Here is a 17,514-nt window from a genome sequence, read left to right as displayed (position 1 = left end):
CTAGTTATCAATACATAAGACTTATGTTGGATTTTGAAACACACCTAGGATGCGTTAGCGAGGCTAAGTTGCGGGATTTAAATATTGACAGCGATATTCTATGACATTATTGATTATTTGAGCGATCGCACCTAACATCGCTTAATTAAAATATGAATTTTAAAAAACAGGATTTTTGTATCTCACGCAGAGGCGCAAAGACGCAAAGAGGTAAAGAAAATCTGGCAAATTCAAAAATCAAAAGTTTATTGAATATCTGCAATAATATTAAACAATTCCGATATAATAATAAATTTGGCTATTGCACTCATCTTTTAGTATATGTCCACAATCTACACCGTAGAGCTACATCACCAAGGCAAAGTTCATACTCTGCAAGTTCCTGAAAACGAAACTATTTTATCAGTAGCTGAAGCTGCTGGTGTTGATTTACCTGCTTCTTGTCATGCAGGTGTATGTACAACTTGCGCCGCGCAAATTACCCAAGGAACTGTAGACCAGACTGATGGGATGGGCGTTAGTCCAGAATTACAAAAACAAGGTTACACATTACTTTGTGTCGCTTATCCCCGTTCTGATTTGAAAATTGAGACTGAAAAAGAAGAAATAGTTTATCAGTTGCAATTTGGCAAAGGCTAATGAAGTCTAAAGTATGAAATTCTATCTTTCATACTTTAGACTTTAAAAGTCATACTTCATTCCGCTATTCTAGAAAAAATTAATTAAGAGGATGAACGTCGATGACTACTCATTTTATTACCGCAGAAATCGATATTCAAGAAACTCCCACTGAGTTACAAAAAGAAATTGAAGCTGAGTTGAAAAAACAAGGTGAACCTCTACGTTGGGCTATTACATCTGTGGATGAAGCACAGCAGAAGGTTGCAGTCGAAGCAGTTGTTACTACAAGTGCAGAGTAGTTTAATTCACATCTTGCACCAAGCGACTGAAGTCGCGGCTACACAGACAAAACCTGCACTTCGACAAACTCCGTGACCACCTGCGCGGGTTTAAAACCATTGATTTTCATTTAGTCCGCGAAGGCGGACTTCGTTTTTATAGCCGCGAATTCCATTCGTTGGGGCTAGAACACTCACTCAGCACTCAGCACTAAGATGCGTCCTTACACTGCGATTTTGATTATACCTACTGGCGTTGGGGCGGCGATTGGGGGATATGCGGGTGATGCTATACCTGTTGCCCGAACTTTAGCACAGGTTTGCGATCGCCTGATTACTCACCCCAATGTTCTCAACGGCGCAAGTTTATATTGGAATATTCCCAACGCTTTTTATGTGGAAGGTTACGGGTTAGATAAATTTGCGGCTGGTGATTGGGGTTTACGTCCAGTCCGTAATAATAAGGTAGGTTTGCTTTTAGACCAAGGAATTGAACCAGATTTATTACTACGTCACTTGCAAGCTGCTGATGCAGCTAGGGCAACCCTGGGATTAACGATTACAGATTATGTAATTACTGATGCCCCATTAAACGTAGAATTACGCACTTCAGCATCAGGGGCAAGTTGGGGAACTATTGGCAACCCAGATAGTTTACTACGTGGTGCGGAAAAACTCATGCAAAAAACTGGGGCAGAAGCGATCGCAGTTGTCGCCCGTTTCCCCGATGATATGGATGAAGATGCTGTGCAGAATTATCTCCAAGGCAAAGGCGTAGACACAATAGCCGGCGCAGAAGCCGTAATTAGTCATTTATTAGTCAGACATTTGCAAATTCCCTGCGCCCATTCACCAGGCCTCGCCAGCGCCCCTCCTTATCCCGATTTATCTCCTCGTTCCGCCGCCGAAGAATTAGGTTATACTTTTTTACCAAGCGTACTTGTAGGCTTAAGTCGCGCCCCGCAATTTATTGTCGAGAAACAATTATTTACATCTTGTCACGATGATATTTGGGCTGATCAAATAGATGCTGCGATTGTGCCTGCAAAAGCTTGTGGTAGCAGTGCTTTACTCAGTTTAAGTCAAAGCCGATGCCAAATAATTACAGTCAGAGATAATCAAACCCAAATCAAAGTTCCAGCCCAACCTTTAGGAATCAAATCCATCCAGGTAAACTCGTATTTAGAGGCAGTTGGTGTATTGGTAGCCCTCAAAGCCGGCATTAATCCCCATGCCTTAGTCAACAATCAATAATCATTCTCTCCCCTGTCCCCCCTCTCTCCCTCCCCCACTCCCTGAACTCCCGTGGTAGAACAACAAAAACAAGACCCTGAAATTCCCTATTTAACCCGTACCCAAGTGCTGATAGCAATGGGTGTAACAGCAATTTTGTTGTGGACAGTTGCCAAAGTCTGGTTACGCTTTGGTGGCGTTTATTTATTCAAGTGGGAATGGAACCCAATAGATTTTTGTTGGGGAATAGGTGTAGGCTTTATCATTACCTGTTTGAGTGGTTTAGCTTATCGCTTGTGGACTGCCTATCGTCAAAGTGCAGATTATTATTTAGAACTAGTCTTAAGACCTTTAGCTTGGCCTGACTTAATTTGGTTAGGTTTACTACCGGGTTTAAGTGAAGAATTATTATTTCGTGGTGTAATGCTGCCGGCTTTAGGCTTAGACCATGTAGCAGTCATTGTCTCTAGCCTTTGCTTTGGAGTTTTACACCTGAGTGGTTCGCAACAATGGCCTTATGTAATGTGGGCAACTGTGATTGGATTGATTTTGGGATATAGCGCCTTGTTGAGTGGTAATTTGTTAGTCCCAATTGTTGCCCATATTATGACCAATTGGATTTCCAGCTATTTTTGGAAAATCCAACAACGTTAAATTTTGTTAGAACTGATGATTTTAAGTTAGTCCGCGTAGGCGGACTTCGTTTTTATAGCCGCGAATTCCATTCGTCGGGGCTTGGTTTTGGTGCGAGATTTGACTAGCTGCGATCGCAATTGCCTGTGGTAAAATTCGATGTTCTTGAATTTGAATCCGGGCGTGGAGTGTTTCTGGTGTATCATCCGGGAACACAGGTACAGCCGCTTGCATTAATATCGGGCCACTGTCAACTTCTAAACAAACCAAATGCACTGTACAGCCAGTAATTGTTACCTTTGCTTGCAAAGCTTGTTCCACCGCATGAAGCCCCTTAAAACTTGGTAACAAACTCGGATGAATATTAATAATTCTGTTAGGAAAAGCATCAATTAACACAGATGTTACCAGCCGCATCCAACCAGCTAAAATTACCAAATCAACATCATGCTGGCGCAGAGTCTGGACAATTTGTTGGTCTAAAGTTTCTCGCTTTTTATATTCGCGGTGGTTTAATAAAACAGTTTCTACACCACGATTAGCGGCTCGTGTTGCTGCTTTCGCCCCTGGATTATTGTAAATTAGAACTGGAATTTGGGCATTAATTTGGCCATTTTCAATAGCTTGGGCAATTGCTTCAAAATTGCTACCATTCCCAGAAGCCAGAATCCCTAGCTTAATTGGGGTATCACTAGATGGTAAGCGATCGCTAATATGGGGAGAAACCAAGCTAAAACTAGAATCGGGGCGAAAGGTCATAACAGCAACAAGGAAAATTAATAGATGCCAAAGATATATACTAATAAATCATGGTTAGATAATGATACATTCGCCGCTTGGACTTTTCTTGCACCCGCATTAATTTTATTAGGAATTTTTGTAATTTGGCCGATCGCCTATTTGTTTTACCTGAGTTTCACTGCTGGTAGTTTTACATCCACAGGTACTTATTGGGTAGGTTTAAAAAACTACTGGCGTTTGTTACTTAACCCAGACTTTTGGCAAGTTTTAGGCAACACAATTTATTTTACCCTGGCTACAGTTATTCCCAGCTTAATTATTCCTTTAGGGTTGGCAGTGTTATTAAATCGTTCTCTAGCTTTGCGGGGAATGTTAAGAAGTGCCTACTTTTTACCTTCCATCATTTCTCTCGTCGCGGCTGGTTTAGGATTTCGCTGGCTATTTCAAACAACTGGCCCTGTCAACGCATTTTTAAATTCATTTGGTATTGCACCAATTCCCTGGTTAGGAGATACCTTTTGGGCAATGCCTGTGTTAATTATTTTAAGTATTTGGAAACAATTAGGTTTTAATATGGTTGTTTTTTTAGCCGGGTTGCAAGCAATTCCTCCCAGTCGCTATGAAGCAGCCGAATTAGATGGTGCAAATGCTTGGCAACAATTTTGGTATGTAACCTTACCAGGATTACGCCCTACTTTAATTTTCGCCACCATCACCACCGCAATTTTCACATTACGGAGTTTTGAACAAGTTTATATCATGACCGGTGGCGGCCCTTTAAATTCGACTAATTTATTGGTTTACTACATTTATCAAGAAGCCTTTGGTCAATTTGATTTTGGTTATGCAGCAGCGGCCGCAACAGTTTTATTAGCCATCGCTTTAGTTTTAGTGTATTTTCAATTACAAACTTGGGGCGAAGAATAATTATTTTGATTTGTGAGTAGAAAGATACCCGACTTCTTCAAGAAGTCGGGTATCTTTTATGATTATTTCCTGACTTATGTCAGCATTTTTTGTTGTGAGAAACACATTTTTAGGCTATTTTACGTCAATTATTCAAATATTCTTTATTTATCCATTCAGCGAATTATCTTGATTAGTGTAATCTCGATATACAGTAACTCTCACAATTGAGCTTTGCAATTATTGACACTCTGAGGTGAGTCACATGAGAAATTTTGCTGGTGTACAGGAATTAATCTCTAACCAAACTCCAGAAAAATCTGGTCAACAGCAGGATTTCAGTGGACGTGATTTGCGAGGAATTGATTTAAGTGGTGCTAAGTTGCGGGGAATAAATTTACGCGGTGCTAATTTAGCTGGTGCAAAATTAACTGGTGCAGACTTAAGTGAAGCAGATTTAACCCAAGTTAATTTGAGTAATGCTGATTTAAGTTATGCTAATTTGTGTGAGTCTTGCTTGTGGCGATCACAATGTACTAACAGTAACTTTTGGGGTGCTTCTTTGTGTGGTGTAGATTTCACCGAAGCAGACTTGAGTTATGCCCAATTTATTGAAGCCTCATTAATAGAAGCTAAATTAATCAAAGCAAATTTGCAAGCAGCTAGTTTATCTGGTGCCATATTACTAGAGGCTAATTTAACCGAAGCAAATTTACATAGTGCAGACTTGACATGGACTAATTTAACTAAAGCCAACTTATTAAACGCCAATCTTTGGGAAACAAAAATCATCTATAGCAAACTCCGGCATACAATTATGCCTGAAGGCACAATTTATAAACCGGAAATCATGATTATTCATTAAATGATTTAGATCCCCGACTTCTTTAAGAAGTCGGGGATCTGAAGTCTAATTAAATATCCAACACTAATTTAGAACTACCGGGTTGAGAAATACAAATTAACACCGAACCTTCATCAATGGTTGCACCTGGTTCTTCTTGATAACTCACTTCCCCTTCACGGAGTTTACACATACAAGTACCGCAAACTCCTATCCGACAACTAAAAGGCGCATCAATATCATTAGCTTCGGCAAATTCTAAAATAGTGCCATCGCTCGGTTGCCATGTTAAAGTCTTACCAGATTTAGCAAAGACAATTTCTGCAAATTCTTCACCTTGAGTTGCAGTCTGAGTTGATTTTGTTGACTCAGTTTTTATTGGGTTCCCAAAGGATTCAAAAGAAACTTTATTATTAGGTACTCCAGCAGCTTTGAGTCCTTCAGTAACAGACTGAATAAATGGAGTTGAACCACATAAAAAATATTCCGCTTCTTGTTGACATAATTCCTGCACTAAAGCTGCATCAACATATCCCACACTCTGATATTTCCCTTCATCTTCCTGTCTAGGACGACTGTAGCGAATATGTACATTTAAATTAGAATTTTGTTGAGCAATTTCGATAATTTCATCATGAAAAGCATGGAATTGACCGTCTCTTGCACCATGTATAAACCAAACCGGACGCTGAGGATTCAGTCGAGTACAAGCTTTTGCCATACTGATCATTGGTGTAATTCCGACACCATTACTAATCAAGACGGCGGGGGTAGATTTATGCACATCCAGCACAAATTTACCGTTTGGTGGTTTGGCGGGAATGATTGCACCTTCGTGAATGCGATCGTGCATAAAATTAGATGCTACACCAGGCATCACATCTAATCCATTGGGTGCAGGTTCGCGTTTAATAGAAAGACGATAATATTCACTTTTTTCAGAATAATCAGACAGTGAATAAGTCCGAATTACAGGCTTTTTATGTCCGGGAATATCAAGTTTTATAGTCAGAAATTGTCCTGGTTGAAAGTTGGGAATTTCACCTTTATCCTCTGGTTGTAAATAAAAAGATGTAATTTCTTCGCTTTCTTTTACCTTGCGAACTACAACAAAATTTCGCCAGTCTTGCCAAACATTACTGTCTGCTGTGGAAATATCGGGAGTGGATTTATCTTCACTATCTTTACCTGTATAAACCAAGCCAAATACAGCCCCAGCCGCCGCACCAAATAGTGAAGAATACACACCAAATTGATGGGCTGATTTATCTTTAGGATTGGCAAACCCAATAATAATAGCAGTAGACAAAGTGACTACTGAACCAACGGTAGCTGCTGCGGCAACGCTTCTGACGAATGGATGGTTAATTCTTCCCAGACTTTCCAGCATTGTTGTTTCCTACCTCAGACTTTTAGTTATGTTGGTATATACCTGCGAAGATTCTGGTTTCCGTCGTTTTAAAAAAAGATTATCAGCATCCTACCGTTCGTTTTTATTACCTTTGGTTCTCTTTAGATTTACTTTAGAAATTCCGTATGAATTAATTAAGAATTACAAACAATTTCTGATTTTGACTAATATTTAAAACTCCCGCTTAGAGAAGACAAAACTAGCGATCGCCAGCAGCATAATACAATAAAGTACGCCATAGACGGCATTTGTAATTAACACAGTTGCATCAGGTAAAGCTTGTATTCCATACACCGCATCGTTTTTTAAATCCAAGCGCGATAAATCTGGCAGAATGAGATATAACCCTTGGGTAATGCGTTCAATGGTGGGGTTTTGACTCAAACGCCCGAATTTAACTACATCTTGGCTAATATTCCCCATTAAATACACAGCAAAGGTTAAAGTTACCGCCAGTAAAGCATTAGTGAAAACGCCCAATGTAATCGCCACAGCGTTGATTAAAGATATCTGTAAAAACAGAAAAACTGAGGCAATCACAATACTGAGGGTGGGATGAGGAATGTTTTCTATTTGCAAAAATCCCAGATAAATGGCTGTCATACTGGTGATTAAAACAGCCAACACTGCTGACAAACCCAAAAACTTGCCAGCAATAATTTCACCCCGGCTGACTGGTTTGGCAATTAACACTAAAATAGTGCGTTTATCAATTTCTTTTTTCACCAGTCCTGTACCCACAAATACGGCGACAATTAAGCTAATGACATTAATAGCCACTATCCCAAAGTCTAATAACATCTTGTTTTCCGTAGTCGCCGCAAATTCCGGTAGTACTCGCCAGGCGATCGCCAACACTAAAGTATAAAATCCAATCACATACAAAATGCGATCGCGCACTACTTCCTGAAATACATTTTTCGCAATTACAAAAGTTCTCATTGGTTCTTAAAAGTGCTGAGTCCTGTACACTGAGCGAAGTCGAAGTGTGAGTGCTGAGTTAAAGATTCTAATTCTCCCCCTTGTCCCCCTTGTCTCCCTTGTCTCCCTTGTCCCCGTTGTCCCACAAAATTACTGTTGTGGTGGTGGAGAACCAGCAATAAACTTACTAACGCGATCGCATTCTATTTCCCCGACCGCAATTTTGTCTTCTGGGTTTGTGCTTGTAATGGCTTTTTTGGTGGAAGTTGCTACTGGATCAATCCGACAAGATTTTTTCAGATAATATCCTTTTTGACTAGAACTAGGGCCACGCCAAATACTCAGCAAATCTAAAACATATCCCCCTGATTTTGTATTCGTCACACGCGGTTCAACTCGCCACAAAGCTTTTTCTTCATATTTTCCTAAGTGTTTATCAATAACTCGATTACCTAAATTTCCTACTTGTAATTTGGCATCGAGTAGCCATTTCTCTACCTGTGACCAAGGTCTTTCATCAATTTGCTGTTCTACTAGTGGTTGTAGTTTATCTAAAATAATTACGCCATTTTTTGGCACTTTTTCACTAATATCTGTTCTTCTGACGAAAGTACTACGCTGAAAATTATCTGCTAGTAAACTAGGATATTCTTGTAACCACTTATCCATCACAAAGTAAAATTGCAGCCAGCAACTTAAAATCATACAACTGGCAACTAAAATCAGAATTTTTTGCCTCACTTCTGGCTTAGGAATTTGTGCTTTAGAATCTGTATCTGTACCTTCAACAAATTCGGGAATGGCTGTAATTAAAGCTGATATTGTCGGCCAAAGCACAATCGTTCTGGGTGTAATCACTTCCTGCTGATTACCAAAAGCAAAAACACTCACTAAAAACCCTGTAATTAATGCACCCACAGGCATAAATGTGCCAGGAACTCTGATGGGGTCATCAGTGGTATACCAAGCTGTGCCAGCAATTAAAAATAACCAGCCACAAAATGCAATAATATCCCTGACATAACCATTGGCGAAATAAGATAAAAATCCCGAAAATACACTCAAATAAATCAATGTTTGCCAAGCATAGGCTTGAGTAGGAACTAATATTTTTCTGACTCTGGCATAGACATCTTCAAAAATTTTAAATATGCCAAATAAATCTTTAAACAGGACATTCATTTTTTCACCTCTAACGTTATGGATATGGCAAAACAAGTAACAGTATTTAGCGATTGCGAATCAATAAAATAATTGTAATCACTGTATAACTAAGAGAATTGGCAATTAATGTAGTAGTCACCAAATTAGTAGTTTGCAATTTGATTCCGGGAATCTCGCGGCGTAACTGTCGGCGCTGGGATGTTTCGGCAATCTCTGGTTTTTTCCAACCATCGTCTCTTAAGGTAAATACCAAAAGCTGTAATAGGATAAATTTCATTAAAAAAGTGGCAAAGAAAATAATCGAAGTCGTAAAAATTAACGTGGCTTGGGTAGTGGGAGAACGAAAATTATTAAAAAATACATAGTTAATTAATTCCGATTTAAATTCTGGAGGAAGCATCGGTTCTAAGATGAAAAATATCACCCAACCAAGAGTTCCCGAAAAAAGATTAGTGGCGATCGCATAAAAAATACTCGTTTTTTTGTCAAACTTTAACCGCCAATGGAAAATATACGCTTCAATCGGAATCGCCACCAGGAAAAATAACAAATTAAACAACATTACGCCAATCGGCAAGAGTCGCGGCGGGGTAGGCAGGGTAAAAAGGTCGTCTAGCATAGTCAGGTAGATTTAAGGTGAAAGGGTAAAGACAAAATAGGGATTATCAGGTTGATGTAGGCAATCACACATTCAGATATCACAGCTAAACACAGAGAGTTGATTCTGAATTCTGCTGTATATGATGGCGATCGCTGTTTACCATCTTGGTGTGCCAGTATACCCCTATTTACCCTGTTAATATATCCTGCTAACTCTTGTATGGAAGTACCCAACCGAGATTTTTTATATCTGGAAGTGCAAGAGGTTAGGTAAGATTAGAGACTGCCACGTTACAGGTTTTTGAGAGATGACAAGGAACGGCATTGGAATTCGCACAGCACAAGCGCGTTCTGAGCGACTCACAGGTCAAATTCACGTTTATGATGGTTTGGGTAAAGGCAAATCACAAGCGGCTTTAGGGGTCGTACTGCGTTCAATTGGCTTAGGAATTAATACTCAAAATAATTCCAATCGCGTTTTACTGCTGCGGTTTTTAAAAGGGCCAGAACGTGATTATGATGAGGATGGTGCGATCGCAGCCCTACAGCGTGGTTTTCCTCATTTAATTGATCAGGTACGGACTGGAAGGGCGGAATTTTTTGGTGCTGAAGAAATTATCCCCTACGACCGCCAAGAAGCAGCGCGGGGTTGGGATGTCGCCAAAGGAGCGATCGCCTCTGGGTTATATTCAGTAGTAGTTTTAGATGAACTTAACCCCGTCCTCGATTTGGGTTTGCTACCAGTGGATGAAGTGGTACGCACATTAAAATCCAAACCCCAAGAATTAGAAATTATCGCCACCGGACGCGGCGCACCCGAAAAATTGCTAGAAATTGCTGATTTACACTCAGAAATGAAGCCGCAACACCACCCCATCGCCCAACAGCTATTAATTGAGGGGATTGAAATTTATACCGGTGCAGGGAAAGGGAAATCAACCAGCGCCTTGGGGAAAGCTTTACAAGCCATTGGGAGGGGGATTAACCATCCTGGTTCTACCCGTGTGTTAATTATGCAATGGCTCAAAGGTGGGAGCGGTTATACCGAAGATGCTGCGATCGCTGCTTTGCAACAATCATACCCAGAAGTGGTAGATCATCAACGTTGTGGCAGAGATGCGATCGTCTGGCGCAATTCCCGGCAAGAATTAGATTATGTCGAAGCCGAACGCGGTTGGGAAATTGCTAAAACTGCGATCGCATCTGGGTTATATAAAACGATCATCTTAGATGAACTCAACCCCACCGTTGATTTAGAACTCCTCCCCGTTGAACCAATTGTTCAAGCCTTACTCCGCAAACCCCGCGACACAGAAGTTATTATTACTGGTCGTTGCCAACAACAACCCGCTTATTTTGATTTAGCCAGTATCCACTCTGAGGTATACTGCCACAAACACTATGCTAATCACGGCGTAGAACTCAAACGGGGAGTTGATTTTTAAATGGATAATACTAACGTGCTGGATTTAGCAACTGGCGCATTGGCGATCGCTATTTTGCTTGGTGGTATGTTGATGATGTTCTCAACTATCTTGACCACCAAGAAATGATTACTTTATACAAGACACCGCCGCTTTGGGGGCTACCCAGCTTTAGTCCAGCTTGTATGAAGCTCGAAACTTGGTTTCGTATGGCCAAGTTAAATTATCAAGCTGATACATCACTTAATTTTGCCATCGCCCCCAAAGGCAAAATTCCCTTTATTGAGTACCAGGGAAAGCTCATAGGTGATTCCACTTTAATCATTGAAATGTTAAAGTCGGAAGCTGGAATAGACTTGGATGCAAACTTAACACCTACAGAGCGAGCCATTTCCTTAGCTTTTCGCCGGATGATTAAAGAAAACATCTACTGGGGAGAAGCTTACATCCGTTACCAAGTTCCAGAAAATTGGCAAGTTTATCGAGAAGCTTTAATTAATATATTGAGTGCTGTTGTACCAGCCGCAGAATGTGAATTGATTGTTGCAGATGCTTGTGAAACTATTTGCACCCAACTCTACAATCAAGGCATGGGTCGTCATAGCGATCAAGAAATTTGTCAAATTATTACGGCTGATTTCCAAGCACTTTCCGATTTTTTAGCCGATAAATTATTTTTTATGGGTGAACAACCCACAACTTTAGATGCAACTGCTTATGCTTACGTCGGTAATTTAATTAAGCCCCCTTTGAAACATTCAATTGTGGATTATGTACTGCAATTAAAAAATCTCTGCCAGCATTATGAACGTATGAATCAGCTATTTTTCAGTGATTTGGAAGTTTAGTGATTGGTAAACAAGCGAGGCTTCTTAAGCAACCAAGATAATGTTCTTTTTTATATTTGATGATAAAAGCTAGATAGACTAAGGCTTTTGAGAGTCAATGGTGGGCAACTTCCTTGCTCGGTCGTTCCTCGAAGCTGGGGGAGCAGGGGTAGCTGGGGAGGCTGGGGGAGAAAACTGCGATCGCCCTTTTATGTCGTTATTTGAGGGTTAACCGACATTGGGGTAAAGTCAGCTAGTGTAAGCATTTAGGTTAAACTCTGCTCTCATTGCCACTCTTCTAAAAAGATGCCTAAGTTTGCACACTAAATTCTTCAGGAGCAATACCCCAGTTTACCCAACTAATACCATCTTGTGCTGATTTAATATCCGGTGGTACACGCAATACATGAATCCTTTGGGTGCTAGGGCAGGTCATTTTCAACAAATAAATTGGTTCTACATCTATATTGGAATTAATTTTAAGAAGCGTGTATTCTTGCCAGGAATCTAATTCAACTGCTTGTAACTGTTCAATAATTCGAGAATAACCAATGCCTTGAATTAACACGCGCCGCAGTTCAGCGTTCTTTTCTTCCAACAACCATTTTGGTTGCCATTCCTCTGGGTGTAATTTGCCATATTTGTCTGGCAACCTAACACCGTGATATGCGTAAATACTATATCCGTCAGCGAATTGAACTGCTGCTTCTCCTTCAGCATGGAGAAGGTATTCGTGATCAAAGGATAGTTTGGTTGAGCGAGCGCAGACAAAGCAGAATCCGTTAAAAGGAAATATTATTCCACCCATCAGTAATACTTGTTGTACAACTTGATATAAATCCGGGTCATAGTAACAATTCAACTCTGAAATGAAAAAATCAAACGTGGCAGCAATGTATATCCAATTAAAAGGTGAAATACATACATAGTTTATCTTCTTGCTCCAAAGTCGCCAAACCAATTCAGATTGATTCCCAGACAGAATCATATTTAATAAGTTAAACGGATTTTCAGTATAGAACTCTAAATTATCACCATCTAAACTTCTCAATAAATAGTTTAGATGATTTGAACTGCTTTTTTTCAATAATGTTTGCTTCCAAAAATCTTTAAGTTGTTTATTGACTATTTTTTCTATATTACCTACTAAATTATTATTCAATTGGCACTGAGAAGAATTAAGTAATAGCATTTCATTGATTGCTGCATAGGGGCTATTACACAAAATAATTTGAGGACTTCTCTTATTTACAAGTGAATAAAGTTTTTCAGCAAACTCTAATACATTATTATTAATAGCTTCAGTCGAAAATGCTATGTTTCTCCACTTCTGCCAATAATTTAAAATTAAAGCTTCCTGTTCTGGTGTTAATTTTTTAGATTTTTGATTAGACATTTTAAGCTAAAAATAGTCACTGTCTAATTGTGGCTACACTGCTCCCAATTAAACATTCGTAAAATCCTTGATTTCTTTATGGATTGGGCGTAAGTAAGAAAGCCCATTAAGAAAAAAATTAGTTTAGTTGTTCAATTGCCTAAACTGTAAGGCTTTCAGCCGCCGCGAACGCGCACCTTGATTTCGCTGTAATGGCAGCGATCGCAACTTTCTCCAAGAGCCACCCCAGCCCCGACAGGGCAATAGAGATGCACAACGCTGGCTTTTAAAAGTATTGATTTACCTGGGTGATGACTAGTATTATTAAGAAATTAAGGGTAGGATTTTCTTACTTTTAGTGTATTTTAATTATCGCTTGACTTGGGGCGATCGCTTGATTAACTGTTTGCAATAGTAACGCGATCGCCCTAGTAAAATGAAAGTCTTTTATGTGAAAGGCAGTGTAACCCAACAATACCAAGTTTTTAAATGTTGGGTTTCGCTATCATCTCACTTCTCAAATCGGGATTTCGATTTAAAATTCTGCACCCTGCCCAGAAGCAGAAATACAGCTTAACTTGCCCCCATTAGCGTTTCTCTGTTAAATCAAGAGAAAATATCGCTTCTGCTAAAGCTTCTGGAAAGTTGTACTTTAACAATGGCTGGCATTTACATTTATAGGGTGTTTGCTGCACATTTACACCATTATGCTGATTTTAACAGTTATATTCCATTGTCTACTGATGTGCGATCGCCTAGCCAACTACAACGATGCGATACTAACCCTAACTCATTAGTCACCAACGATGTAAGGTTGCTTGTTAACCTTACCTCATCCATAGAGAACCTTAACTCATTTGCCACTAACGACGTAAGGTTTCTTATTAACCTTACCTCATTCATAGAGAACCTTAACTCATTTGCCACTAACGACGTAAGGTTTCTTATTAACCCTACCTCATTTATCAAGAAAGCTTACATCATTACATAATAATACTTAAACTTATTGTTCTCTAAAATACTAATATTTGTGATTTTTCCTGAGCCAGATTATAGCCAATTTGAGACAAGCTAACACTATTATCGTTACAGGAGTACATCTATGCCGCGTGCAAAACGCACATCTCGCATACTTGCAAAAGCTAAACTTCGAGCTTCTGGACTAAAAGCAATTGATCCAAACATTGATTTTGGTGATAATAATAGCTTGGAATATATGCAGCAACAAATTGATCACTTAACTGCCAAAATTGATACTCATAACACAGCATTGGCAGTACTGGATGCTTCTAGAACTGAAATTGAACGGCTAGAAAAAAACTTAAGCACCCTTTGTGAAAAAATGCTGCTGGGAGTTGCGTTTAAGTACGGTAACGACAGCAACGAATATGAAATGGCTGGTGGAGTGCGAAAAAGCGATCGCGTCCGTAAAAGTACAGCTACTCGGTTAAAATCTGCACCACCAGAAACCGTCAGCAATAGTAAGTCTTAAAGAATAGGTGATAGGTAACAGATAAAATAAAAGGTTGGGTGATGCTAGTATCCACCCAACCTTTTATCCTCAGAGTAATATTTACTCTCATGCTTGTGACTGACTTAGCAGCCACAATTTATTGTGGTACCAAGCTGGGCTTTCTTGCCTTCAGTAGCGTAACCATCACGTTTCCACCAATCAAGGCCACCAATCAGTTCCCGGACTTCAAAACCCAGAGTCAATAACTTGAGTGCTGTTTTTGTCGAGGCGTTGCAGCCAATACCATCACAATAGCAAACATAAAGTCGTGACTTATCCAGCATCTCAGTTGAATTGAAACAGATTTCTTTGTGTGGTAGGTTCAACGCGCCTGGAATATGTTCTTCTGAAAAAGCATCTGCTGAACGGCCATCAACAACAGTTATCACCTGTCCTTTGTTGAGGGCAACGTATAGATCCCATGAATCCATCTCATACGCAAGTTTACGTTGATAGTGCGCCATCTGATCTATGCTCATTATTATTTCCTTGCTAACGCTGATTTTTTCTAATTAGTTCTAATACTTGCTGATAAGCAGATGTGTTTCCTTGCATTTTATACAAATTCGCTGCCGTTTCTAAATCAGTGATACTTGCTGGTATTTCGCCTAAATCATACCGAGCTAAACCTCGGTTATGGTAGGCTTGGGCATAATTAGCATCAATATTAATCGCTTTGTTATAATCAGCGATCGCACCTTCTAAGTCGCCCAAGTTTCTGTAGACATTGCCGCGATTGTAGTAAGCAAAGGTATAATTCGGGATAATTTTCAAGGCTTGATTGTAATCGGTCAAGGCTCCTTGCAAATCATTAATGTCATACTTAGCATTACCACGATTATTGTAGGCGTAAGCATAATTGGGATTAATTTTAATTGCTTGGGTATAGTCTGCGATCGCACCTTGTTTATTGCCTAAATCAAAGTAAACATTACCGCGATTATAATAAGCTTCAGAATTATTGGTATCGCTCTTGATGGCTTGGCTATAATCTGCCAGTGCTTTTTGCTTTTCACCTAAATAATAAAAGGCGTTACCTCTGCCGTTGTAAGCAGACGAATAATTAGCATTGAATTTAATTGCTTGGTTATAATCTGCGATCGCTGCTGTTAAATCTTTCAAATCAGAGCGAGCATTTCCCCGGTTATAATAAGCTTCGGCATTATTAGGACTAGCTTTTAAAGCTAAAGTATAGTCAGTAATTGCCCCTTGTTTATCACCTAAATAATAACGAGAATTGCCCCTACCGTTGTAAGCTGAAGAATGATTAGGGTTGATTTTCACAGCTTGGGAATAATCTGCGATCGCTCCTTGATAATCACCTAAATCATAACGGGTATTACCCCGGTTATTATAAGCAAACACATAGTTTGGGTTAATCTTAATCGCTTGATTGTAATCAGTAATTGCCCCTTGCTTATCACCTAAACTAGCGCGAGTATTCCCACGATTGTAATAAGCTTCCGCATTCCCTGGGTCAACTTTAATGGCTTGATTATAATCAGCCAAAGCCTTTTGCTTATCTCCCAAAGCGTAGTAGGCATTACCGCGATTATTGTAAGCAGAAGAATAATTAGGATTCAGTTTCAAAGCTTGGTTATAATCAGCCAGCGCCCCCCGCTTATCATCAAAATCATACAAAATATTACCGCGATTGTAATAAGCAAAAGCATATTCAGGATTAATTTTTAAAGCTTGGTTATAATCTTTCAATGCACCTTGTTTATCACCCAAATAATAACGTGCATTTCCCCGATCATTGTAAGCATAAGAATATTGAGGATTCAGGCGAATAGCTTGATTGTAAGCTTCTATCGCTCCTGGATAATCACCTTTTTTATACTTATCTCCGCCCTGAATATAAAAATCATCTGCCTTTGGTGAGGTGGGCGTAGGCTGACTGACAGCACCCACCTCAGCTTTTGGTAAAGTTCGCAAAAAAGTATTAATTGGAATCCCCAAATTAAACCCAGTTTTGATAATTACATCGGGATTTTTATCAGAAATTTGATAATTTTCGGCGGTGTCACCTCTACCGTGAATCCCCACTAATTCACCTTTGTCATTCAGCACTGGGCCGCCACTCATTCCCGGTAGCGTGTCGTTATTGTAAACTAAAGCATAACCATCCCGCAGGGCTTTAGAAGCATTAGCCGTGATCCGCCCTTCCACAAAATTGTAAATTGAGACAGAAATTGCCGCGCTGGGCTGAGGAAACCCCGCCACATAAGATGTTGCACCTTCACTAATGTCATCAGAGTTGCCTAACTTTGCCACAGGATAAGTTTTACTACTGGTAAACTGCCCAATAGCTAAATCTATTCCTGGCAACTTTTTCACCGTGTCGTACTTTAACTCATAACGGCTATCATCAGGCGTGACGACTGCATATTTATCTGGATTTTCGACGACGTGTTTAGCAGTTAATACCGTGTAAGTATCACCCTCGCGGCGAACAATTACCCCAGAACCAGAACCATTTGGATTTTCAATCAGCACCGTCATCGCTTTAGCAACTTTGCTGACTTCCGTTGAAGAAAGGGCTACAGCCTGCGGTTGGACAATAGCAACTGTAACGCCAATCAATGCGGGTGTTAATAAATAATTAAATTTCATAACGATTTTGCTATGGTTGCGGTTAGTAATTGCTTAAAAATATATTGATAATTTTTTTATATCATCCTCATGGTACTGAAATCAGCAATTGTTGAATTCTTATCATAGAGTTTAATGTTTTTTAATTAGCGATCGCCTTTTAGACGTGAAACTTCGACTGGAGAACATGAAAGTTGAGTCTCTGAGGTCGAAGTTTGAGGTTCTGAAGTTGAAATGAAAGTGCATCGCTCCACCTTTCAGGATATTTTAAAAATAATCGAGCGATCGCACCTCACCAAAGACAATTACAACACCTCTAGCGTTCTCCTCTGCGCCTCTGCATGAGATACCTAAAACAGTAATATGGCTTATGACGCGCTAATTTTCCCTATCTTTCGCTAGGATAAGTTAAAAGGTGTAAAAATTAT

At 39.7% G+C, this 17,514-nt stretch carries 18 protein-coding genes; 10 read left to right on the top strand and 8 right to left on the bottom strand.

The window, feature by feature from the left end; translation table 11 throughout:
• Positions 1–321: 321 nt before the first annotated feature.
• The 4 genes from H6G75_RS00855 to H6G75_RS00840 all read left to right on the top strand — a co-directional run bounded on the left by H6G75_RS00855 (position 322) and on the right by H6G75_RS00840 (position 2,786).
• On the top strand, positions 322–639 hold the full coding sequence (locus H6G75_RS00855; protein ID WP_190978121.1) for a 2Fe-2S iron-sulfur cluster-binding protein: 318 nt from the start codon (positions 322–324) through the stop codon (positions 637–639).
• Between the two features lie 101 nt (positions 640–740).
• Positions 741–920 carry a hypothetical protein gene (locus H6G75_RS00850; RefSeq protein WP_190978120.1) on the top strand — a complete coding sequence of 60 codons (180 nt, stop codon included), beginning with the start codon at positions 741–743 and terminating at the stop codon, positions 918–920.
• Between the two features lie 195 nt (positions 921–1,115).
• On the top strand, positions 1,116–2,153 hold the full coding sequence (locus tag H6G75_RS00845; RefSeq protein WP_190978119.1) for a DUF3326 domain-containing protein: 1,038 nt from the start codon (positions 1,116–1,118) through the stop codon (positions 2,151–2,153).
• Positions 2,154–2,204: 51 nt separating this feature from the next.
• The gene (locus H6G75_RS00840) at positions 2,205–2,786 is read left to right on the top strand and encodes a CPBP family intramembrane glutamic endopeptidase (RefSeq protein ID WP_190978118.1); all 582 of its coding nucleotides are present in this window, start codon (positions 2,205–2,207) and stop codon (positions 2,784–2,786) included.
• Between the two features lie 21 nt (positions 2,787–2,807).
• Here H6G75_RS00840 and purN read toward each other — a convergent pair whose 3' ends face one another.
• Positions 2,808–3,524 (bottom strand): phosphoribosylglycinamide formyltransferase, encoded by a 717-nt coding sequence (gene purN, locus H6G75_RS00835; RefSeq protein ID WP_190978117.1) that lies wholly within the window; start codon positions 3,522–3,524, stop codon positions 2,808–2,810.
• 24 nt (positions 3,525–3,548) lie between these two features.
• Between purN and H6G75_RS00830 the strand changes: the two genes are divergently transcribed.
• Together H6G75_RS00830 and H6G75_RS00825 are read left to right on the top strand one after the other, a co-directional pair.
• Complete coding sequence (locus H6G75_RS00830) at positions 3,549–4,433, top strand: carbohydrate ABC transporter permease (RefSeq protein ID WP_190978116.1); 885 nt, start codon at positions 3,549–3,551, stop codon at positions 4,431–4,433.
• Between the two features lie 244 nt (positions 4,434–4,677).
• The gene (locus H6G75_RS00825; protein WP_190978115.1) at positions 4,678–5,277 is read left to right on the top strand and encodes a pentapeptide repeat-containing protein; all 600 of its coding nucleotides are present in this window, start codon (positions 4,678–4,680) and stop codon (positions 5,275–5,277) included.
• 49 nt (positions 5,278–5,326) lie between these two features.
• Here H6G75_RS00825 and H6G75_RS00820 read toward each other — a convergent pair whose 3' ends face one another.
• The 4 genes from H6G75_RS00820 to fraC form a co-directional block, all read right to left on the bottom strand.
• Positions 5,327–6,646 (bottom strand): 2Fe-2S iron-sulfur cluster-binding protein, encoded by a 1,320-nt coding sequence (locus tag H6G75_RS00820; protein WP_190978114.1) that lies wholly within the window; start codon positions 6,644–6,646, stop codon positions 5,327–5,329.
• A gap of 192 nt (positions 6,647–6,838) precedes the next feature.
• The gene (locus H6G75_RS00815; protein ID WP_190978113.1) at positions 6,839–7,609 is read right to left on the bottom strand and encodes an ABC transporter permease; all 771 of its coding nucleotides are present in this window, start codon (positions 7,607–7,609) and stop codon (positions 6,839–6,841) included.
• Between the two features lie 129 nt (positions 7,610–7,738).
• Entirely contained in the window at positions 7,739–8,770 is a 1,032-nt protein-coding gene (fraD, locus tag H6G75_RS00810; protein WP_190978112.1) for a septal junction protein FraD, read from the bottom strand.
• A 46-nt stretch (positions 8,771–8,816) separates the two neighbouring features.
• Entirely contained in the window at positions 8,817–9,371 is a 555-nt protein-coding gene (gene fraC / locus H6G75_RS00805) for a filament integrity protein FraC (protein WP_190978111.1), read from the bottom strand.
• A gap of 99 nt (positions 9,372–9,470) precedes the next feature.
• Here fraC and H6G75_RS00800 point away from each other — a divergent pair, with 99 nt between their 5' ends.
• The 3 genes from H6G75_RS00800 to H6G75_RS00790 all read left to right on the top strand — a co-directional run bounded on the left by H6G75_RS00800 (position 9,471) and on the right by H6G75_RS00790 (position 11,624).
• Positions 9,471–9,626, top strand: coding sequence for a hypothetical protein (locus H6G75_RS00800; RefSeq protein ID WP_190978110.1), 156 nt, complete (start codon positions 9,471–9,473; stop codon positions 9,624–9,626).
• Between the two features lie 34 nt (positions 9,627–9,660).
• Positions 9,661–10,797 carry a cob(I)yrinic acid a,c-diamide adenosyltransferase gene (locus H6G75_RS00795; RefSeq protein ID WP_190978109.1) on the top strand — a complete coding sequence of 379 codons (1,137 nt, stop codon included), beginning with the start codon at positions 9,661–9,663 and terminating at the stop codon, positions 10,795–10,797.
• 104 nt (positions 10,798–10,901) lie between these two features.
• Complete coding sequence (locus tag H6G75_RS00790; RefSeq protein ID WP_190978108.1) at positions 10,902–11,624, top strand: glutathione S-transferase family protein; 723 nt, start codon at positions 10,902–10,904, stop codon at positions 11,622–11,624.
• 289 nt (positions 11,625–11,913) lie between these two features.
• Here H6G75_RS00790 and H6G75_RS00785 read toward each other — a convergent pair whose 3' ends face one another.
• Positions 11,914–12,999 (bottom strand): DUF6745 domain-containing protein, encoded by a 1,086-nt coding sequence (locus tag H6G75_RS00785; RefSeq protein ID WP_190978107.1) that lies wholly within the window; start codon positions 12,997–12,999, stop codon positions 11,914–11,916.
• 1,081 nt (positions 13,000–14,080) lie between these two features.
• Between H6G75_RS00785 and H6G75_RS00775 the strand changes: the two genes are divergently transcribed.
• On the top strand, positions 14,081–14,470 hold the full coding sequence (locus H6G75_RS00775) for a hypothetical protein (protein ID WP_190978105.1): 390 nt from the start codon (positions 14,081–14,083) through the stop codon (positions 14,468–14,470).
• A gap of 104 nt (positions 14,471–14,574) precedes the next feature.
• On the opposite strand, the gene H6G75_RS00770 is transcribed toward H6G75_RS00775, so the two are convergent.
• Positions 14,575–14,970 (bottom strand): rhodanese-like domain-containing protein, encoded by a 396-nt coding sequence (locus tag H6G75_RS00770; RefSeq protein WP_199337665.1) that lies wholly within the window; start codon positions 14,968–14,970, stop codon positions 14,575–14,577.
• Positions 14,971–14,983: 13 nt separating this feature from the next.
• Positions 14,984–17,107, bottom strand: coding sequence for a serine protease (locus tag H6G75_RS00765; RefSeq protein WP_190978104.1), 2,124 nt, complete (start codon positions 17,105–17,107; stop codon positions 14,984–14,986).
• Positions 17,108–17,514 lie beyond the last annotated feature (407 nt).

Origin of the sequence: Nostoc sp. FACHB-280 (assembly GCF_014697615.1) — a bacterium.
Taxonomy (GTDB): Bacteria; Cyanobacteriota; Cyanobacteriia; order Cyanobacteriales; family Nostocaceae; genus Nostoc_B.
Note: the sequence above shows the minus strand (reverse complement) of the source record. Positions and strands in the feature narration are given on the sequence as shown.